Annotated in this window: 23 protein-coding genes; 7 read left to right on the top strand and 16 right to left on the bottom strand. The window is 31.9% G+C overall.

What is annotated here, in order from left to right:
- Positions 1–303: 303 nt before the first annotated feature.
- The 3 genes from JM80_RS02585 (at position 304) to JM80_RS02575 (ending at position 1,274) form a co-directional block, all read left to right on the top strand.
- Positions 304–468, top strand: coding sequence for a DUF1328 family protein (locus JM80_RS02585; protein WP_013621161.1), 165 nt, complete (start codon positions 304–306; stop codon positions 466–468).
- 55 nt (positions 469–523) lie between these two features.
- Complete coding sequence (locus JM80_RS02580) at positions 524–709, top strand: hypothetical protein (protein ID WP_013621162.1); 186 nt, start codon at positions 524–526, stop codon at positions 707–709.
- Positions 710–803: 94 nt separating this feature from the next.
- Complete coding sequence (locus JM80_RS02575) at positions 804–1,274, top strand: hypothetical protein (RefSeq protein ID WP_013621163.1); 471 nt, start codon at positions 804–806, stop codon at positions 1,272–1,274.
- A 61-nt stretch (positions 1,275–1,335) separates the two neighbouring features.
- On the opposite strand, the gene JM80_RS02570 is transcribed toward JM80_RS02575, so the two are convergent.
- From JM80_RS02570 to JM80_RS02550, 5 genes are all read right to left on the bottom strand, one after another.
- Positions 1,336–2,703 carry an aldehyde dehydrogenase gene (locus JM80_RS02570; RefSeq protein ID WP_144709136.1) on the bottom strand — a complete coding sequence of 456 codons (1,368 nt, stop codon included), beginning with the start codon at positions 2,701–2,703 and terminating at the stop codon, positions 1,336–1,338.
- A gap of 43 nt (positions 2,704–2,746) precedes the next feature.
- Positions 2,747–4,375: a S41 family peptidase gene (locus JM80_RS02565; RefSeq protein WP_144709135.1), complete on the bottom strand. Its 1,629-nt coding sequence runs from the start codon at positions 4,373–4,375 to the stop codon at positions 2,747–2,749.
- An 8-nt stretch (positions 4,376–4,383) separates the two neighbouring features.
- Positions 4,384–4,806: a dCMP deaminase family protein gene (locus JM80_RS02560; RefSeq protein ID WP_034646463.1), complete on the bottom strand. Its 423-nt coding sequence runs from the start codon at positions 4,804–4,806 to the stop codon at positions 4,384–4,386.
- 78 nt (positions 4,807–4,884) lie between these two features.
- Positions 4,885–5,469, bottom strand: a complete 585-nt coding sequence (locus tag JM80_RS02555) for a HupE/UreJ family protein (protein ID WP_013621167.1) — start codon at positions 5,467–5,469, stop codon at positions 4,885–4,887.
- Positions 5,470–5,499: 30 nt separating this feature from the next.
- Positions 5,500–6,243: a TerB family tellurite resistance protein gene (locus JM80_RS02550; RefSeq protein WP_013621168.1), complete on the bottom strand. Its 744-nt coding sequence runs from the start codon at positions 6,241–6,243 to the stop codon at positions 5,500–5,502.
- Between the two features lie 124 nt (positions 6,244–6,367).
- On the opposite strand from JM80_RS02550, the gene JM80_RS02545 reads away from it, so the two are divergent.
- From JM80_RS02545 to JM80_RS02530, 4 genes are all read left to right on the top strand, one after another.
- Positions 6,368–6,778 (top strand): BrxA/BrxB family bacilliredoxin, encoded by a 411-nt coding sequence (locus tag JM80_RS02545; RefSeq protein WP_013621169.1) that lies wholly within the window; start codon positions 6,368–6,370, stop codon positions 6,776–6,778.
- A gap of 66 nt (positions 6,779–6,844) precedes the next feature.
- Positions 6,845–7,582: a 1-acyl-sn-glycerol-3-phosphate acyltransferase gene (locus JM80_RS02540; RefSeq protein ID WP_013621170.1), complete on the top strand. Its 738-nt coding sequence runs from the start codon at positions 6,845–6,847 to the stop codon at positions 7,580–7,582.
- Positions 7,579–8,250, top strand: coding sequence for an HD domain-containing protein (locus JM80_RS02535; protein WP_075694955.1), 672 nt, complete (start codon positions 7,579–7,581; stop codon positions 8,248–8,250). Before JM80_RS02540 ends, JM80_RS02535 begins: the two co-directional genes overlap by 4 nt.
- 106 nt (positions 8,251–8,356) lie before the next feature.
- Positions 8,357–9,784 (top strand): Gfo/Idh/MocA family protein, encoded by a 1,428-nt coding sequence (locus JM80_RS02530; RefSeq protein WP_013621172.1) that lies wholly within the window; start codon positions 8,357–8,359, stop codon positions 9,782–9,784.
- A 72-nt stretch (positions 9,785–9,856) separates the two neighbouring features.
- Here JM80_RS02530 and JM80_RS02525 read toward each other — a convergent pair whose 3' ends face one another.
- The 11 genes from JM80_RS02525 to JM80_RS02480 all read right to left on the bottom strand — a co-directional run bounded on the left by JM80_RS02525 (position 9,857) and on the right by JM80_RS02480 (position 17,172).
- Positions 9,857–10,561: a DsbA family protein gene (locus tag JM80_RS02525; protein ID WP_144709134.1), complete on the bottom strand. Its 705-nt coding sequence runs from the start codon at positions 10,559–10,561 to the stop codon at positions 9,857–9,859.
- Positions 10,562–10,656: 95 nt separating this feature from the next.
- On the bottom strand, positions 10,657–11,493 hold the full coding sequence (locus tag JM80_RS02520; protein ID WP_144709133.1) for a hypothetical protein: 837 nt from the start codon (positions 11,491–11,493) through the stop codon (positions 10,657–10,659).
- Between the two features lie 64 nt (positions 11,494–11,557).
- Positions 11,558–11,932, bottom strand: a complete 375-nt coding sequence (locus JM80_RS02515; protein ID WP_144709132.1) for a hypothetical protein — start codon at positions 11,930–11,932, stop codon at positions 11,558–11,560.
- Positions 11,933–11,939: 7 nt separating this feature from the next.
- Positions 11,940–12,083: a hypothetical protein gene (locus JM80_RS16405; protein WP_186439744.1), complete on the bottom strand. Its 144-nt coding sequence runs from the start codon at positions 12,081–12,083 to the stop codon at positions 11,940–11,942.
- 263 nt (positions 12,084–12,346) lie between these two features.
- Positions 12,347–12,778, bottom strand: a complete 432-nt coding sequence (locus tag JM80_RS02510) for an imm11 family protein (RefSeq protein ID WP_370511833.1) — start codon at positions 12,776–12,778, stop codon at positions 12,347–12,349.
- Complete coding sequence (locus JM80_RS02505) at positions 12,771–13,004, bottom strand: hypothetical protein (RefSeq protein ID WP_144709130.1); 234 nt, start codon at positions 13,002–13,004, stop codon at positions 12,771–12,773. The genes JM80_RS02510 and JM80_RS02505 overlap by 8 nt, the downstream gene beginning before the upstream one ends.
- 11 nt (positions 13,005–13,015) lie before the next feature.
- Positions 13,016–13,360, bottom strand: coding sequence for a hypothetical protein (locus JM80_RS02500; RefSeq protein ID WP_144709129.1), 345 nt, complete (start codon positions 13,358–13,360; stop codon positions 13,016–13,018).
- Positions 13,361–13,517: 157 nt separating this feature from the next.
- Complete coding sequence (locus JM80_RS02495) at positions 13,518–14,009, bottom strand: hypothetical protein (RefSeq protein ID WP_144709128.1); 492 nt, start codon at positions 14,007–14,009, stop codon at positions 13,518–13,520.
- A gap of 49 nt (positions 14,010–14,058) precedes the next feature.
- Entirely contained in the window at positions 14,059–14,520 is a 462-nt protein-coding gene (locus tag JM80_RS02490; protein WP_144709127.1) for a hypothetical protein, read from the bottom strand.
- 673 nt (positions 14,521–15,193) lie between these two features.
- Positions 15,194–15,460 carry a hypothetical protein gene (locus JM80_RS02485; RefSeq protein ID WP_144709126.1) on the bottom strand — a complete coding sequence of 89 codons (267 nt, stop codon included), beginning with the start codon at positions 15,458–15,460 and terminating at the stop codon, positions 15,194–15,196.
- A 164-nt stretch (positions 15,461–15,624) separates the two neighbouring features.
- On the bottom strand, positions 15,625–17,172 hold the full coding sequence (locus tag JM80_RS02480; RefSeq protein ID WP_316931898.1) for a hypothetical protein: 1,548 nt from the start codon (positions 17,170–17,172) through the stop codon (positions 15,625–15,627).
- Positions 17,173–17,257 lie beyond the last annotated feature (85 nt).

Genomic DNA, 17,257 nt, shown 5'->3' with positions numbered 1-17,257 from the left:
AGGTTTGTGGGGTTTAGATTAATTGTTAAAGAATAGAATATCTACTCTTTATGCTTATTTGTTCTATACAAAACTACCCATAACAACCAAGCTAGCTTTGCTCTTTTAAATAGATTATTGACTCAAATGCAAATAGTGAAAAATTATACCTATTATATATATAACTGCATTTATTTACTTGTTTTTAAATGAGTTAAGAATTGCATTGATTGTGTTAAGAAGATCTCTAAACAAGCTTCATCTTTGTAGTGTAGAATTTAAGTATTCACAAAAAATAGTATTAACCTTTAAATTAAAAATATTATGTTGAGATGGACAATTACGTTTGTGGTTCTAGCTTTAATAGCTGGAGTTTTAGGATTTGGAGGTATTGCAGCAGGTGCTGCCAGTATCGCTAAAATTTTATTCTTTTTATTTCTGATACTTTTTGTAGTTTCATTAATTACTGGAAGAAAAAGAAACGTTTAGCACACCTAAACTCACACAAATAAACGAGAATATTAATTTTTAAAAAGCAACAACAATGAAAAAGATAGCATATTTTGCAGTATTTGCATTTGCACTAGGTACAGTATTAACTAGTTGTAGAGACACTAAAACTACAGGAGAAAAAATTGAAGACGGAGTAGAAGAAGTTGGAGACGGAATTGAAGAAGGAGTAGAGGAAGTTGGAGATGAGATAGATGATGCCGTAGACGATAACGAATAACTAAAATTAACATAATTTTAGCACAAAAAGACAACGTTAGTGTTGTCTTTTTTTGGTGGTAACACCGTATATTTAATAATTAAAACATAAAACAATGAAAAAGATATTAAGTTTATTTTCAATTTTAGCTCTTACTGTATGTAGTTTACAAGCGCAATCTATTGCAGACAACGCTATAGGATTACGTATTGGTGATAATGATGGTTTTGGTGGAGAAATATCTTACCAGCGCTATTTATCTGAAAATAATAGATTAGAATTTGATTTAGGATGGAGAGATTCTAATGATGTAGATGCTTTTAAACTAGTTGGTTTGTACCAATGGGTTATGCCTTTAGATGGTAATTTTAACTGGTTTGTTGGTGCTGGTGCAGGTATTGGATCTTTTGATGCTGGTGAAAATGATGGTACTTTTGCTTTGGTAGCTGGTGATATAGGTATTGAATATAATTTTGATTTTCCTTTAATTTTATCACTAGATATGAGACCAGAATTAGGATTTAATGATGACTATTCTGATGATTTAGATTTAGATATAGCATTAGGTATTAGATATCAGTTTTAACAAAAACTGATAATAACACACAAAAAGGGGAGGCAATTAAATTTTGCCTCCCCTTTTTTAGTTAGAATAAGTGCTTTACTTTTTCTACTAATTTTAGTGGTAAATTATACGGCGGATACCTCAAAGGAGCCTCTAACCAATTGGCTCTTTTTATAATGGCTTTTTGGTGCGTAAAAGTATCAAAAGAAGTTTTACCATGATAGGCGCCAATACCACTAGAACCTACGCCACCAAACGGTAGTTTTTTATTGGTTATATGTATAACAGTATCGTTAATTGCACCACCACCAAAACTGTATTTGGTTATTATTTTTTGTTGAAATTTTCTGTTTGTAGAAAATACATACGTAGCAAGGGGCTTACCATAGTTCATAATATGTTTTTCTATATCTTCTTCTGTAGTATATGCAATAATTGGTAAAATAGGACCAAAAATTTCACCTTGCATTAATTTGCTATCTAAACTAGGTTCGTTTACAAGTGTAGGGGCCATATAATTATCTTTGGCATTTGTTTGTCCACCAAAAATAATTTCTTGCCCCTCTAGTAAATCATTTAAGTTGTTAAAGTGGTTTTTACTTACTGTACGTGCATAATCACTAGAGTCTTCTATGTTTTTACCATAAGAGTCTTCTATGCTTTTTTGTAAAGCTATTATTAATTTATCTTTTACATCTCTATGTACTAAAATGTAGTCTGTAGCAATACAGGTTTGTCCGGCATTTAAAAATTTACCCCAAACTATACGTTTAGCAGCTAGTTTTATGTTGGCGGTAGTATCTACTATAGCTGGGTTTTTTCCGCCAAGCTCTAAAGTAATTGGTGTTAAATGTTTTGCAGCACTTTGGTAAAATATTTTTCCGACCTTGGTGCTCCCGGTAAAAAAAATATAATCCCATTTTTGATCTAATAAGTTTTTAGAGACTTCTACGCCACCTTCTACAACAGCAACATAGGCATCACTAAAAACAGCAGTTATAATTTCTACTATTATTTTTGATGTATTTGGAGTAATTTCTGATGGTTTAATAACAGCAGTATTACCAGCTGCAATAGCACCAATTAAGGGTGCAATTGCTAATTGAAAAGGGTAGTTCCAAGGAGCAACAATAAGCACAGTGCCATAAGGCTCTTTATACAACCAATCTGACGAAGGAAAATTTAATAATGCACCAGAAACTTTTTCTGGTCTCGCCCACTTTTTAAGATGCTTAATAACGTAGTTAAGTTCTGCTAGTACAAATTGCGTTTCTGCAGCCATAGACTCAAACCTAGGTTTTTTAAAATCTGCATAAATAGCATCACAAATGTCTGCTTCCCTTTTGGTAATTTCTTGCTTAAGTTTTATTAAAGCTTGTTTACGGTAAGTTATATCTTTGGTTTGCTGCGACTTAAAAAACGTTTGTTGCTTTTGTAGTATCTCCATCATAGTATGCAAGATACCAAAAAAAGAGCTTTGTAATTTAACTAAACTAGTTGTTTAGAGTATTTGTAGTTTCTAAATCTTTGTCTTTAAAATTTTCATTAGCAAGCTCTAACACTTTTAGTAGCATTGGGTCTGATTTACTTTTGATTTTGGCATAAGCATTGGCATCAAAAAGTTGGTCTGCTAAAGTGGCTTTTAAGTATCTTTTTAAACTAGTTTCATACTTGTAAAAATCTAAAGAGATATTATTTTTTTTGGCATATGTAATAAACTCTACAAACAAGTTTTCATCAACCTTAAAATCTCTAATAAATTCATCACGGGCAAACATATCATATTTAGATCTGTCTTTATCTAAATGTTCAAAAGTAAAGTATGATAAAAATCCATAACTATCTAAATCTATAATAGCCTCTTGTTCATTATCACCTATTGGCACAAACTCATCTGGTATAATGCCACCACCGCCATAAACAGTTTTACCTTTTGGAGTAGTGTATTTTAATGAATCTGCTACTTTAATACTATCTGCTTCACGCATTTCTCCGTTAGCATAACGCTTCATTAGCTCTTGGTAATAATCTACATTACCTTTTTTATAATCGCGTTGTATAGATCTTCCTGTTGGTGTATAATATCTAGATATTGTTAGGCGTACAGCAGAGCCATCTCCCAAATCCATTTCTCTTTGCACTAGTCCTTTGCCAAAAGAACGTCTTCCTACAATTGTACCTACATCATTATCTTGCAATGCACCAGCAACAATTTCACTAGCAGAAGCAGAGCGCTCATTAATTAGTACATAAACAGGCTTGTCTTCAAAACTACCTTTGTCTGTAGCGTATGCATTTTCAATTTTACCTTTTTTGTTTTTAGTAAATAAAATAAGTTTACCATCTTTTAAAAACTCATCTGCCATTTGTTCTGCAATACCTAAGTAACCACCAGGGTTGTCTCTTAAATCTAAGGTAAGTTTTGTGGCTCCTTGTTTTTGCAACGCTTTTAAAGCTGTTTTAAATTCTTTATAGGTAGACTCTGCAAACCTATTTACTTTTATGTAACCAATGTCATTAGTTAGCATATAATAACTGTCTACACTTTTTAATGGTATGGTATTTCTTTTAACCGTTACTGTAAATGTGCGATTTTCTTTTTTACGGTAAACTTCTAAATCTATGGTAGAGCCTTTTTTGCCTTTTAATTGCTCTACAACACTACCACTAGGTAATTTTTTGCCAAACAATTCTTCTCCGTTAGCTCTTAAAATACGATCTCCACCTTCTATTCCTTTGTTATAACTAGGGCCATTCTCTACTGTTTTTATAACAGAAATAGTGTCTTGGTACATATAAAAATTGATGCCTATACCAACAAAGTCACCTTTCATACTTTCAGAGACTTCTGCCATTTCTTTTTTAGGAATATAAACAGAGTGTGGGTCTAATTTGCCTAAAATATTATTTACGGTAACATCTACAATACTATCTGTATTAACATCGTCTACATACTCATAATCTATGTAGTCTATAAGCCTGTTAAGTTTGTCTTTTTTAGAGTTTGTAGTAAAAAGACGCTCTGGTGAGTCGTTAAAGTTTAACTTACCACCAAGTAAAATGCCTAGTGCTAAAGCTGCAGCAATTAAAACGGGCCATATGTAATACATTTTATTTTTCATTGCAGCTTTTACAGGGGTAAATGGGTTAGTTTTATGCCAGCTTTTTCTAGAAATTTTAAACCAGAATCATCTTTATATGCATTTTGGTATACCACACGTACTATGCCAGACTGGTGTATTAGCTTGCTACATTCTTTACACGGAGACAACGTTATGTATAAAGTTGCCCCTGTACAAGATTGTGTAGAAGATGCTACTTTAGATATTGCATTAGCTTCTGCATGTAAAACATACCATTTTGTGTAGCCTTCTTCATCTTCACAAATATTTTCAAAACCAGTTGGGGTACCATTGTATCCGTCAGAAATTATCATTCTATCTTTTACAATTATGGCACCAACTTGCTTACGTTTACAGTATGATAATTTGCCCCATTCTTGAGCCATACGTAAGTAAGCTTCATCGTATTTTCTTTGTTTACTGTCTTTCATTTTTATTGTAATGGCCACAAGATACAGGCTTTAGCTAACGCACACAATCAATAAAGGATAATTTTAACACAATACCTTTTAGTAAGGAAACGTATCTAATAGCATTGGTATTGTAATAGCTAACACAATTACAGATGCAATTATAGCATATAACCATTGTTTTACTTTACATAAGTTTACAACTACAAAAGTTAATGCTAGCGCTAAAATTAGTATTAGTATCTGAGACATTTCTATACCAGTTGCAAACCCAAGTAGTGGTGTAAACTTATTATCTTCTTCTGCCATTAGCATTTTAAAATAATTAGAAAAACCAAAACCGTGCACTAATCCAAAAAATGCCGTAGCTATAACGTGTAATTTTACAGAGGCTAAGGTTTGCTTGTTTTTTGCAGCGTAGATATTAAATAATGCAGTAATAAATATAGTTACAGGAATTAAAAACTCTATTAAACTTACGTCTGGTGTTACATAACCGTAGCTAGATAAGCCTAAAGAAAAACAATGTGCAACTGTAAATACGGTAGCTAAAAGCAATACATTTTTCCAGTCTTTAAATGAAAAAGGAATAGCCAAAGCGGTTAAAAATAAAATATGATCATAAGCGCTAAGGTCTAATACGTGCTCTAGCCCTAAACCAATATAAAATAAAAACTGTTCCATAAATTATGTATAAATAATAATTAAAATTTGTTAGCTAATACCGCGTTCCTTCTGTATAGTTTCATAGGCTTTTTGTACCTCTTTAAACTTTTCTTCTGCTCCTTTTTTTATTGCTTCGTTTTGGGTAACAACCTTATCTGGGTGGTATTTTTTAGCCATAGATCTATAGGCTTTTTTAACCTCGTCATCTGTAGCGCTTTTGTCAATCTCTAATATTTTATAGGCAGTATCTGCAGATGCTACAAACATTGCTTTTACGCTTTCATAATCTCTTTTGCCTAGTTTAAAGTAGGCTGCAATATCTCTAATAACTTCTACCTCTGCAGCGGTTACAGAACCATCGGCCTGTGCAATGCCAAATAAAAAATGTACTAACTGCAACCTAACTTCATAACGTACACGTTGGTTTAGGTAATAGCAAATACGTTTTGCAGAAATTTCGTGTTTTTTGTTTACCTCATTAAAGGTTCTAAAAATAGCGTTAGCTTTTTCTTTTCCGTAGGTCTGTACAAAATATTGGCGTACGTAATCCAACTCGGTTTTACTTACTTTGCCATCTGCTTTAATAACTATAGAGCAGAGAGATATTAATTGCATTTCAAAATCTGCAGGAGACACACTTTGGCGAGTCATATCATTAAATACGGAACCTCTACTTTTATTGGCCTTGCTACCCACAAGATTGTCTAAAAGGCTACCAATAAAAAAACCAGCAATACCACCAGGAATTTTATAAAATACACTGCCTAGTATTGCAAATAACCATTTTAACATACTTTTTTCTAAAAATTTTTTCAAAGATAAACGTTAAGATTAAATGAAAAGTTAAGGTTTGTAGAAAAATGCGACAAATTGGTTACTTTTGTAGAACGCTTATTAACATAAAAAATAAAAATATATGTACCCAGCAGAATTAGTAAAACCAATGAGAGAGGATTTAACCTCTGTAGGTTTTGAAGAATTATTCACAGCAGAAGCTGTAGAAAAAGCAATAAATGCAGAAGGTACTACTTTGGTAGTGGTTAACTCTGTTTGTGGTTGTGCTGCTGCTAATGCAAGACCAGGCGCAAAAATGAGCTTATTAAACGATAAAAAACCAAGTAATACGGTTACCGTTTTTGCAGGTGTAGACACAGAAGCAGTTAATGCCGCAAGAGGACTAATGGTTCCGTTTCCTCCTTCTTCTCCAAGTATGGCATTATTTAAAAACGGAGAATTAGTGCATATGATAGAACGCCACCATATTGAAGGAAGACCAGCTGAAATGATTGCTGAAAACTTAAAAGAAGCATACAACGAATTCTGTTAATTAATAGAATTTAAATTATCTTAAAAAACCGCTCAAAACAAGGAGCGGTTTTTTTATTTTTGTAGCATGCAAAAACTTATATCATATCCGTTAACGGCATTGTATTTTTTATTTTTTGGACTTTCATTAGTCGTTTTTCATCCTATACAATGGGTTTGTTACAATGTATTTGGCTACACTGCTCATAAAAAAAGCGTTAGTCTTTTAAACTGGTTTTTAATGCGTAGTACACACTTTTTAGGTACGCGTTATTCGTTTAAAAAAGAGACCAAAATACCTACAGATAGGCCTATTATATTTGTAGCAAACCACCAGAGTATGAACGATATTCCGCCACTTATTTGGTTCTTTAGAAAAAATCATCCAAAGTTTGTAAGCAAAAAAGAGTTGGGTAAAGGCATACCAAGTGTATCTTATAATTTAAGGCACGGAGGTTCTGTTTTAATAGACCGTAAAGATGCTAGGCAAGCACTTACAGAAATTGCAAAACTTGGTAAATACATAGAAAAACACAATCGTAGTGCAGTAATTTTTCCAGAAGGTACCAGAAGTAGAACAGGGCACCCTAAACGGTTTCAGCCAATGGGACTTAAAATTCTTATGAAAAATGCACCATCAGCATTAATTGTTCCTATAAGCATTAACAATTCTTGGAAACTTTTAAAATATGGGAAATACCCATATGGCTTAGGCAGTCATTTTACAATAGACGTACACGCACCTGTAGAAATAAAAGGTAATGCAGATGATATAATTGCTCAAGTAGAACAGACAGTAACCGCTGGCGTAACTTCTTTTAAATGATAAATTCTGATATAATAGCACAAACTAAAGTCTTTGTACAAAAAACTTTAGAAGGTGCAGAAGGTGGCCATGATTGGTTTCATATAGAACGTGTGTATAACAACACAATGCTTTTGGCTAAAGATGAAGCTGTAAACCAATTGGTAGTTGCTCTTGGGGCACTACTACATGATATAGCCGATGCTAAATTTTATAATGGCGATGAAACTGTTGGCCCTAAAATGGCAACAGATTTTTTAAGATCTATACAGGTTGATGAAAAAATTATAGATCACGTTGTAAAAATTATAGAAAACATTTCTTTTAAAAGTAGTTTAAAGGTTGATGATGCAACTACAGCAAAACCTTTTACCTCTTTAGAACTACAAGTGGTGCAAGATGCAGATAGGTTAGATGCTATTGGTGCAATTGGTATTGCGCGTGCTTTTAATTATGGCGGATTTAAAAACAGGGAAATGTATAACCCTGAAATTGCTCCTAATTTAAATATGACCAAAGAGGAATATAAAAAATCTACAGCACCAACAATTAATCATTTTTATGAAAAATTATTGCTCTTAAAAGATAAAATGAATACCAAAAGTGGTGCAAAGCTAGCAGAGCAAAGACATTTGTATATGATTGCATTTTTAGAGCAGTTTTATAACGAATGGAACGGTAAACTATAATAAGTTTTACTACAACGTTATAGTCCTTCTTTTAACATTTTTAGCAAAACAGTTGCTGGCTTTTTTTATGTATCTTCAACCAGTAAACTATAAGCAACCTTAATTTATGGAAAGAAGAAAATTTATAAAAAATGTGGCTGCATCTTCCGCTGCATTTTCTATTGTTCCAAGTTTTGTACTTGGTAAAAACCACGTGCCTCCTAGTGATACATTGTACATAGGAGCATTTGGAGTAGGAGGAAGAGGATCATCTGTTATTAAAGAACTTACAGATACGGGTAAAGTTAAGTTTGTTACCCTTTGTGATGTAGACCAAAGAGGAGTTGCTGCCAGTCATAAATTACATCCTAAAGCAAAAAGATATAAAGATTTTAGAGATGTGTATGATAAGCATTTAAATGAAATTGATGCTATTATGGTGGCAACACCAGACCATACACACGCTACCATAGCATTACCTTTTATGCGTGCAAAAAAACACGCGTATGTAGAAAAACCTCTGGCGCACAATATTGAAGAGGTAAGGTTAATGACTAAAGTAGCTAAAGAAAACGGAATTATTACCCAAATGGGTAACCAAGGAGCATCTAGCCCTGGTAGTAGAACAGCTAAAGAGTGGATAGATGCTGGGGTAATTGGAGATGTTACTAAAGTAGATTGTTGGACCAACAGACCTGTTTGGCCACAAGGTGTAAAAACACCAGCAGGCGGACACCCAATTCCTAAAGAGTTAGATTGGGATTTGTGGTTAGGGCCAGCAGCAATGAGAGATTATAACCCTGCTTATTTGCCATTTAAATGGCGTGGTTGGTGGGATTTTGGAACTGGAGCTTTAGGTGATATGGGCTGCCATATTATGGAAACTCCGTATAGTGTTTTAGGTTTAGGATCACCAACAGAAGCCGAAGCTAGTTGTACAACTACTTGGGTAGGAGATTTTGTAGAGGCAGATTACTCTAGCTCTTGTCCACCTTCATCTGTAGTCCGTTTAAAAGTAGATGCGCCCAACCAAGGAAGTATAGACTTAAATTGGTATGATGGTGGAATTATGCCAGATATTCCTAGTGAATTGGCAGATGGCGAAAAATTAGGAAACGGAGATGGTGGCGTAGTTTTTCACGGTACAAAAGGCATTATTGTAACAGATGTGTATTCTGCTAACCCTAGATTGTTGCCAGCAGATGTTAATAGTATGTTTAACAAGCCAAAAGAAACATTACCAAGAATAAAGGGTGGTTCTGCAGGGCACCAGAATAACTGGGTAGAGGGTTGCTTAAATGGTACAGTAGCATCATCAGATTTTGTAACTAAAGCCGGACCATTAACGGAGGGCGTGCTTATGGGTAATTTAGCTATTAAAGCATACCAGTATAAAACATTAAAAGCGGGTAAAAAAGTAGGAGATTGGGATCCTTATAACTACCCTGGTAGACGTACCATAAAATGGGACGCTGCTAATATGAAGGTTACAAATTTTGATATGGCTAACGAGTGGGTTTCTCGTGACTACAGAAAAGGATGGGAACTGAAATAAAAGTGTTTTAAAATATTAAAGGCGCTATTAGCAAATGCTAATAGCGCCTTTTTATTTGTTTGTAATTAAAAATTAACAACAATTGCCATTTACATCACAAGACTCTCCGCCTGTTGTTGGTAAAACAGTAAGCTGCTCTTTTTGGTGTTTTTCCCAAGCTTGTTCTAAAGCTTCAGTAAAAGCTTCTACTGGTTGTGCGCCAGAAACGCCATACTTGTTATCTAAAACAAAAAAAGGAACGCCACTAATACCAAGGTTTTTGGCCTCCATTTCGTCTTGCCTTACGTCGTATGTAAAAGCATCTGTTTTGTAGATTTCTTCAACAGCAGCTTTGTCCATACCAACAGAGATAGCTGTATTTACTAAAAACGCTATATCATCTATATTTTTACCATCTTCTAAATGTGCTTTTAACAAAGCCTCTTTAGTACTATCAGCAAAACCTACTGTTTTTGCATATTGCAATAAACGGTGTGCGTTTAAAGAATTTGCGGTAACAATGTCTTCAATTTTAAAGTTAAGACCAACACCACTAGCCATTTCTGTAACTCTGTTAAACATACCTTTAGCATTAACCTCGTCTACACCTTTGCTTTGCATAAAGTGGTCTATAGCATTAATATCTGTTTGCGTTTTTAAGTTAGGGTCTAACTCAAAACTTTTCCATTCTACAGTAATTTTATCTTTGTGCGGAAATTTATCTAATGCAGCTGTAAAGTTACGTTTGCCAATGTAACAAAACGGGCATCTAATATCTGACCATATATGTATTTGCATAACTATTTTATCTTTTAATATTAATGTATTGTTAGACGAAAATACGGTAGAAACCTTTCAAATTAATAAGTCGTTAACAGATTTTTAGGAGTTGATTAATTCACTTGTATCTCCTCTACAGTACATTTTTTTTCAACTCCATCTATAAAACCATTTGTGCTAATGATTTCTAATGGGTAGTATTTATCTAAAACTTCGGATAAATTTATAAATGGGTGATGCTTAAATTGTATTTCCTCTGTAACGTAAAGTATTTGTTGGGAAGTAGGCTCTAAATAATCTATATATTTTTCTTTAAATTCATTAGAAACATAATCTTCTATTGAGTTAAAAGGTTTAAAAAAAGGCTCTGTTCTTGTAACTATTATTTTAAAACAGTTAAAACCTTTAATATTTTTTGTAAGCTCTCTATACTCTTTTATTTTGAGATTTTTATTACTATCTTTTACAGGTACACTAATGGTAAACTCATCCAGGACCAGAATAGAATCTTGTAGCGTATAATTTTTTTGTTTGCCAGTACTTCTGTTAATTACCGTAACCTGATTATTTTTATCTAAAGGAGAAGTTTTTATTTGATATTTTATTATAGAGTCTTCTAATTTATAAATGTGTTTCTGAGCAGGTTTTATTGTTTTTCTGGGATCTAAAATAAGGTCTAATGAGGGTAATATTTTTGTCTCAATACTTTTGTTTAAAGCTATTGTATCAGGCGTAAGACCTTGTGATAACGAAATTTCATTGTACATTTCTTTAAACATATTTATAATTACAGGCTTTTTAACTTGTATTGAAGAATCTAATTTTTGATTATTATACACATTTTGCTCAACAGAGAAAATTATTTTCCCGTTCTTAGGACTAAATTTTTTGTTTTGTCCTTGTAAGAAAGTAAAAGTGAATAATACAACAAGATATAATGTTTGCTTCATAAAATAAAGTTTAAAGTCAGATTACAAAATAATCTGACTTTTATATTTCTAAATAAGTTTACTGTTAATTGTTATTTTCTTTTTTTAATTCTTCACTAAAACGCATTATCCAACCATCTTCACCGTGAATTTCTGCTTTAAGCATTTCACTAATCTCTACAAGGTTAACCTGTTTGCCTTCTTCTTCATAAACAATTTTAAATTGCTCGTTTTCTTCAAAAAATTTCAGAAAATCAAATAGAGTTCCCTCATTAATTTCATAGACTAAATTTTCAAGTTCTTTTTTTTGAATTAGACTCATTCCTTGAAATAAATTTTTATATTCTTCTGCGTTTGCAAACTCGTTAACGCTTTGTTTTATAAATCTATTATTAGGATCAAAGATTGTGCGAATTAGTATTTTTCCAAAAAAATTTAATATTTCTTGATTGTTTTTCATTTAGTGTTTAATTTTTACCATTCCACGGAATATTTGTTATTGTTTTTACACCTTGGACTTTTAAGTCTTGTAATGCTTTTATAACCCAACCTTGTGCAATATTTTTTGGTATGTTGAGATTAGTCATAGCCTTGATTTCAATTTCCGCCATTTTGTCTAAAGTTAGTCTTTTTCCTGTTTTTGCGAATTCAGAATATAAAGAATTTTGTTGACCTGTAATCTTACTATGTAAGTTTCGTGGCAGAGATTTATTTGGGTTGGCACTTTTCCATACAGATTCTAATGTATTTGAAGATACACTAAATGCATTTCTGTATTTATAAAATTTATCTGATTCAAATGCTATTTTTGCTAACGGGTGATGGCCAAATTCACTTTTGTAAATACCAGTGTCATTTAATTTATACTTTACTGTTATCTTATTGGTTTAAATAACTTTAGACCAAAACCGTTCATACCTTGTTCTTCTATAGCTTTTTTTAGTCTGTAGCTTATTAGAGGTTTACTATGCAGAAAACTTAAATCAATAATGTCTAATTCTTTAATTTTATTCTTTAATATTATTTTTTCAGGGATGATATGAAATTCATGATTCTTGAGAAAGTAATTATGCAAATGAGTCACATAATCTTTGTTAATCATTGGTAGAACTACATAATTATTTAAATTACTTAAGTGCTGAATTCGAATTTCGGAACTTTCTAATTCGATATTTTCCCAAACATCATTCATAACATAATGTAACCAATAATAATTAAGTGGTTTGTTATTATGTTGGACATCAATAGGGTAAAAATGACATTGAGGTAAATTATGTTGTTCTAATAATTGCTTTAATTCAAAAATCGATTAATAAACCATGGTACCCACCAGTACCACTTATTAAATTAGTAGGAATTGCTTTTGGGTGTATATCTAATTTATAGTTAGGTTTAAAATCAGGGAACTCATTGAATTTTACTTGCCAATGAGATTCGGGCAATGCAGGGTTGTAATTATCACTAAAATCTGTTTGTGGATAATAGCCAATTACTTCTAAATCATTTGTTGGACTTATTGAAAAATATTTCATATCAAAATTTATTAAAGTGGCAAACCTTTCCACTCTTTAATAATAGTTTCAGCTACATCCCATTTATGTGGTATTTTTTTTTGAATAATATCATTTAAATTATTGATTGCTATTTCTTCGTAATACGGTAGCAGTCGTCTCGAGACTATTAGGCTTAAATCAACATCTTTATTTTTTAAAAAGGGAATGAGGAGTTTTGTTAGATTATTTTTTTCTATGTATAAAAATGCTGGCATCATTTCTTGTGATATTATTTTATTATTGGTTCTAAAGTCACCAACTTTCATTGCTTCTTTACTTTTTTTATGACTTTTTTCTATTACTATTAGGGCTTCTTGGGGGCTAGTAAAATTCATGTTTTATTCAATTTTTATGACTTCAATTTGTTGTCCACTACTATGATTAAGTTATATTGATAAATTTACTTAATTATTCCTGATAATCCATCCCATCCAAACTCTTTCACCCTTTCATTACCATATTCATATTAAAATGAAAAAATAAGTTAGCAGGTTAATGTAGCAATCTATATGTTACTTCGCTTGAATTATTATTGTATCTGAAAAAGAACTTTACTTCATAATCTTCCTTTGTCCAAACTATAAATAATGGGTTTTCATCAAATTTTCCTTCCCTTAATTGTATATTGTTTTTTCTTAGCTTTTGATTAAATGGCTTACCTTCCAAAAATCCTTCGCTTGTAGTTTCTGAAGCTTCAATTACAAGAATATTATTTGGCTTATTATAATCTTCAATAAAAGATTCATAAAAATATTTATTTATGGTTTTATCAAAATGAATACTTATTGACTTAATGTTATCTTTTTCATTAGTTAAAACAGTTATTGAATTATATTGCATTCCATATAAATTCTTTTTTATTGATTCATTTTTTATGTAATAAAAACTACTGTCAAATAGTTCGTTTTCAAACTCTTCACCAATAATCTTACTCAATTTTGAAATATTTTTCCCAAGTAAATTCTCAAATTGTTGACTCTTCATCTGATATGAATGGTTAAATGCTATAACGAATACTACAAATTTAAAAATATTATTCACAATCATACGGGGTGCTTAATCCTAAAATACTAGTAATGTAAGGTGCTGGACTTGGGATATTAAAAGGAGGGGAAGTAGTGTTAACACTACCCCCAACAGCAGATAATGATTGATTTATTCTATTTTTAAAATACTCGCCCAATGTAAACTTAGAAATTCTAGGGTTTTCTGCATAATATAGATCTGTTGCTTTAATTGCGGTTGTGACTGCGATAGCTGTTAAGTTAGCAGCGCGACCATTAGTCATCCCTACGGGCATTGTAAAATATGCAATATCGACAATAGATTCAATTTCACCATAATAGGGGCTCCCATCAGAGGAAATTCCTGCAGTGTAAAATGTATGATTAAAATTTGTTACAGCGCAACCCTTCTGTAATGCTCCTGGTGGTTGCGCATATTCAAAACTTCTACAATCTGAGCCTAAAAAAGGGTTTGCGTTTGGGGTAATCATTAAAACCTGCAAAGCATTTTTTGCAAATTTCTCCCCTTCTACATTATTGTTCTTTTCTAAGAAGTTTAAAATATCTTCAGCTATTAACCTATTATTGTTTAAGAAATTGGATTCTTGAAAGTTTAAACTAAGCCTAGATGTTAATTTTGAGGTATATGTTGAACCATCTGGAAAAGTTAATGAAGTAATTATATCGGATTCACCCGGTCCAGGATTGTTGGCGCCATTACCTCCACCTCCACCACCAAAACCACCTAAAGGTTCGTCTCTTGTGCAGTCACCATCAAACTCTTTAAAATATACTCTTCCGTCATTAGCTGCGAAGCATTTAGCCCCAGCTGTATGCTCTTAATCTCCCCAAATGCATACCCATTCACCTCCGCTGTAACAGTTACTTGAAGCAGCTAAACTGTTGAAGTTTGGATCTATTTTAAAGACAACTACTTTTCCTTTAAATGAATGAGTGTCGTGTTCCTTGACATATGCCGGAGTTTCTTTTGGATAGTACCTCAGTAAAAATGCAGTAATATTCTCTTCTTCTTTTTTTTTCTCTATAACTATGTTTTCATAAAAGCTTTTCTTTGTTGCTCTGTTTACAGAAAAGGTATACGTGGTTCTATCTTTATAATTAATTTCTTTTACAACAGAGTAGTCAATTGTGAAGTTTTGGAGATCAATATCTTTTCTGGTTGTAGAATTTAGTAGAATTTAGTAGAATTTTATTTTGTAAATCTTCATATTCAGAAAATGCTTTTTTAAACTCTTTCTTTTCTAGCAAATCTTTAAAAGTACCCTCTGTAAGTTTTAAGCTACTTTCGGTATTAGTTTCTACAGCTTCTGAATAGCTGTGTAATTCTTCATCTTTTTCACAATTAACATTAAATAGAAGTATTATTATAAGTGTTAATTTCCCTAAAAGTAATCTAGCCTTGTTTTTCATTACAATGTTCTTGTTAAAATTTTCATAAGAATATTAAATAAAAGCAAGAAAATACATTATAAAAACCTTTAAAAAAGTGAGGTTTTGGTTTTAATCGCATGCATTAAGCAAAAAAAATCCTCTTACTTTTGGCAAGAGGATTATAATTTATAAGGTGTGTGTTTTTAAAAAGCAACTTCTACCAACTGCTTTTTTGTGCCACGTTTAGCGTAAAACAAAATGTTATTTTTATTGGTTAATGGTTTAGAAACCATTAAAGGTAACCTTGCCGTTTTACTATCTATTATTTTTTCATAGGTCATAAAGCCTTTAGCATCTAACTTAATTAAAAAGATGTTTCTGTTTCTGCTTAAACCTTGTCTAAATACCAAACGCTCATTATTTATTAATTGCGGATTTTCTGCCGCTGTGCTTATAAAAAAGTAAGTATTGTCTCCTTTTGTAAATGTACTGTATGATGCATATGCGCCATCACCCTGAGTTACTTCAGACTTATTAATGTTACGTACCCAAATAAGGTCGCCATCATCACTAAGTTTAGCACCAACCATATCATTATAATGGTACCTACTAATTCTAACTCTAGACCCACCACCAGGATTACTTTGGTAACCAGAGGTTACAAAATATTCTTCTGCGTTAAAAAGTATAGAGCCGTCACTAGCAATTTCTGCATTTTTAAATACTAAGTTTTTTACCTCTTTATTATCTTCTTCTTTACCAAATTTGTCTGCCATAAATTGTGCAGAAAACGGAATAAATTTTTTGTCTTTTACATCTAAAGAACCTTCATCTAACCTAAAGTAACTTAAACCGTTGTATCTGTTATCTTTTCTATTGGCATAAAAGCCTACACATACAAATTTTTCGTCTGTAAGTATGGGTTTTAAAGCTTCTAAAAACTTACCAGGTTCATCAAAAGTTTTCATAACCCTTTCTTCTTCTGAAACCTTTAAAAGTTCGTATTGAAATTTACGCTCTAAGGCAGAAAAACGCCTCTTTTTAAAATAAGCTTTGGCAACTAAAAATACCTCTTTTTTGTTTTTTGTTATTTCTACGCTTTCAAAAGCATAGTTTTTAGTTTCTACTTCCGCAGAAAAATCGTGTGTAATTAGTAAATCTAGATTGTTATTAAAAACATATATAAAATGCTGATTATCTTTTGCCTTTTTAAAGTGAGCGCTAACTACAAAAGCATCTTTACGTTTATTAAACAATACAGAAGTTGTAAAACCCGATGAAAAATTACGGTTATAATAGTTTTTATCTAACGGATTATCTACTTCTTTAGAAGGTACAGATAAAATTGTTTTTTGAGTAAATGCAAAATTATCTAAAGGGCTTTGGTGTACTATATAATCATAAGCTTGTTTACCAGAGTTATATTCTAAAAATATAAGATATAATTGCCCATTGCTTATAAAACCGTTTACAAAGTCTTTATCTTTAAGCTTGTAATTAAACTCGCTTACCAAATCTAAATTCTTATTGTAGTGTTCTATATAATACCCTTTTGGTTTTAATATTAAACCAGTGTAGTAAGAGCGTACAAGTATGGTACCATCTGCACCATCATTATCAATTGTTAGTAAATTAGAGTATTTGTATCTGTCTGCATATTTTTCGCTAAACTTATAAGTTACTTGCATTTTTTGTGCTGTGGCGGTAAAACCAAGACATAACATAAGTAGTAATGCAATTTTCTTCATCATTTATTTTCTTAAGATTACTTTATAGTAACGTTTACTATTATTAATTGTTACGTGCTTTTAAAAAAAAGTATTTCTAAAATAGCAA

Origin of the sequence: Cellulophaga sp. RHA_52 (genome assembly GCF_007827205.1) — a bacterium.
GTDB lineage: Bacteria > Bacteroidota > Bacteroidia > Flavobacteriales > Flavobacteriaceae > Cellulophaga > Cellulophaga lytica.
The sequence above is the reverse complement of the archived record's forward strand: the minus strand, read 5'-3'. Positions and strand labels throughout refer to the sequence as shown.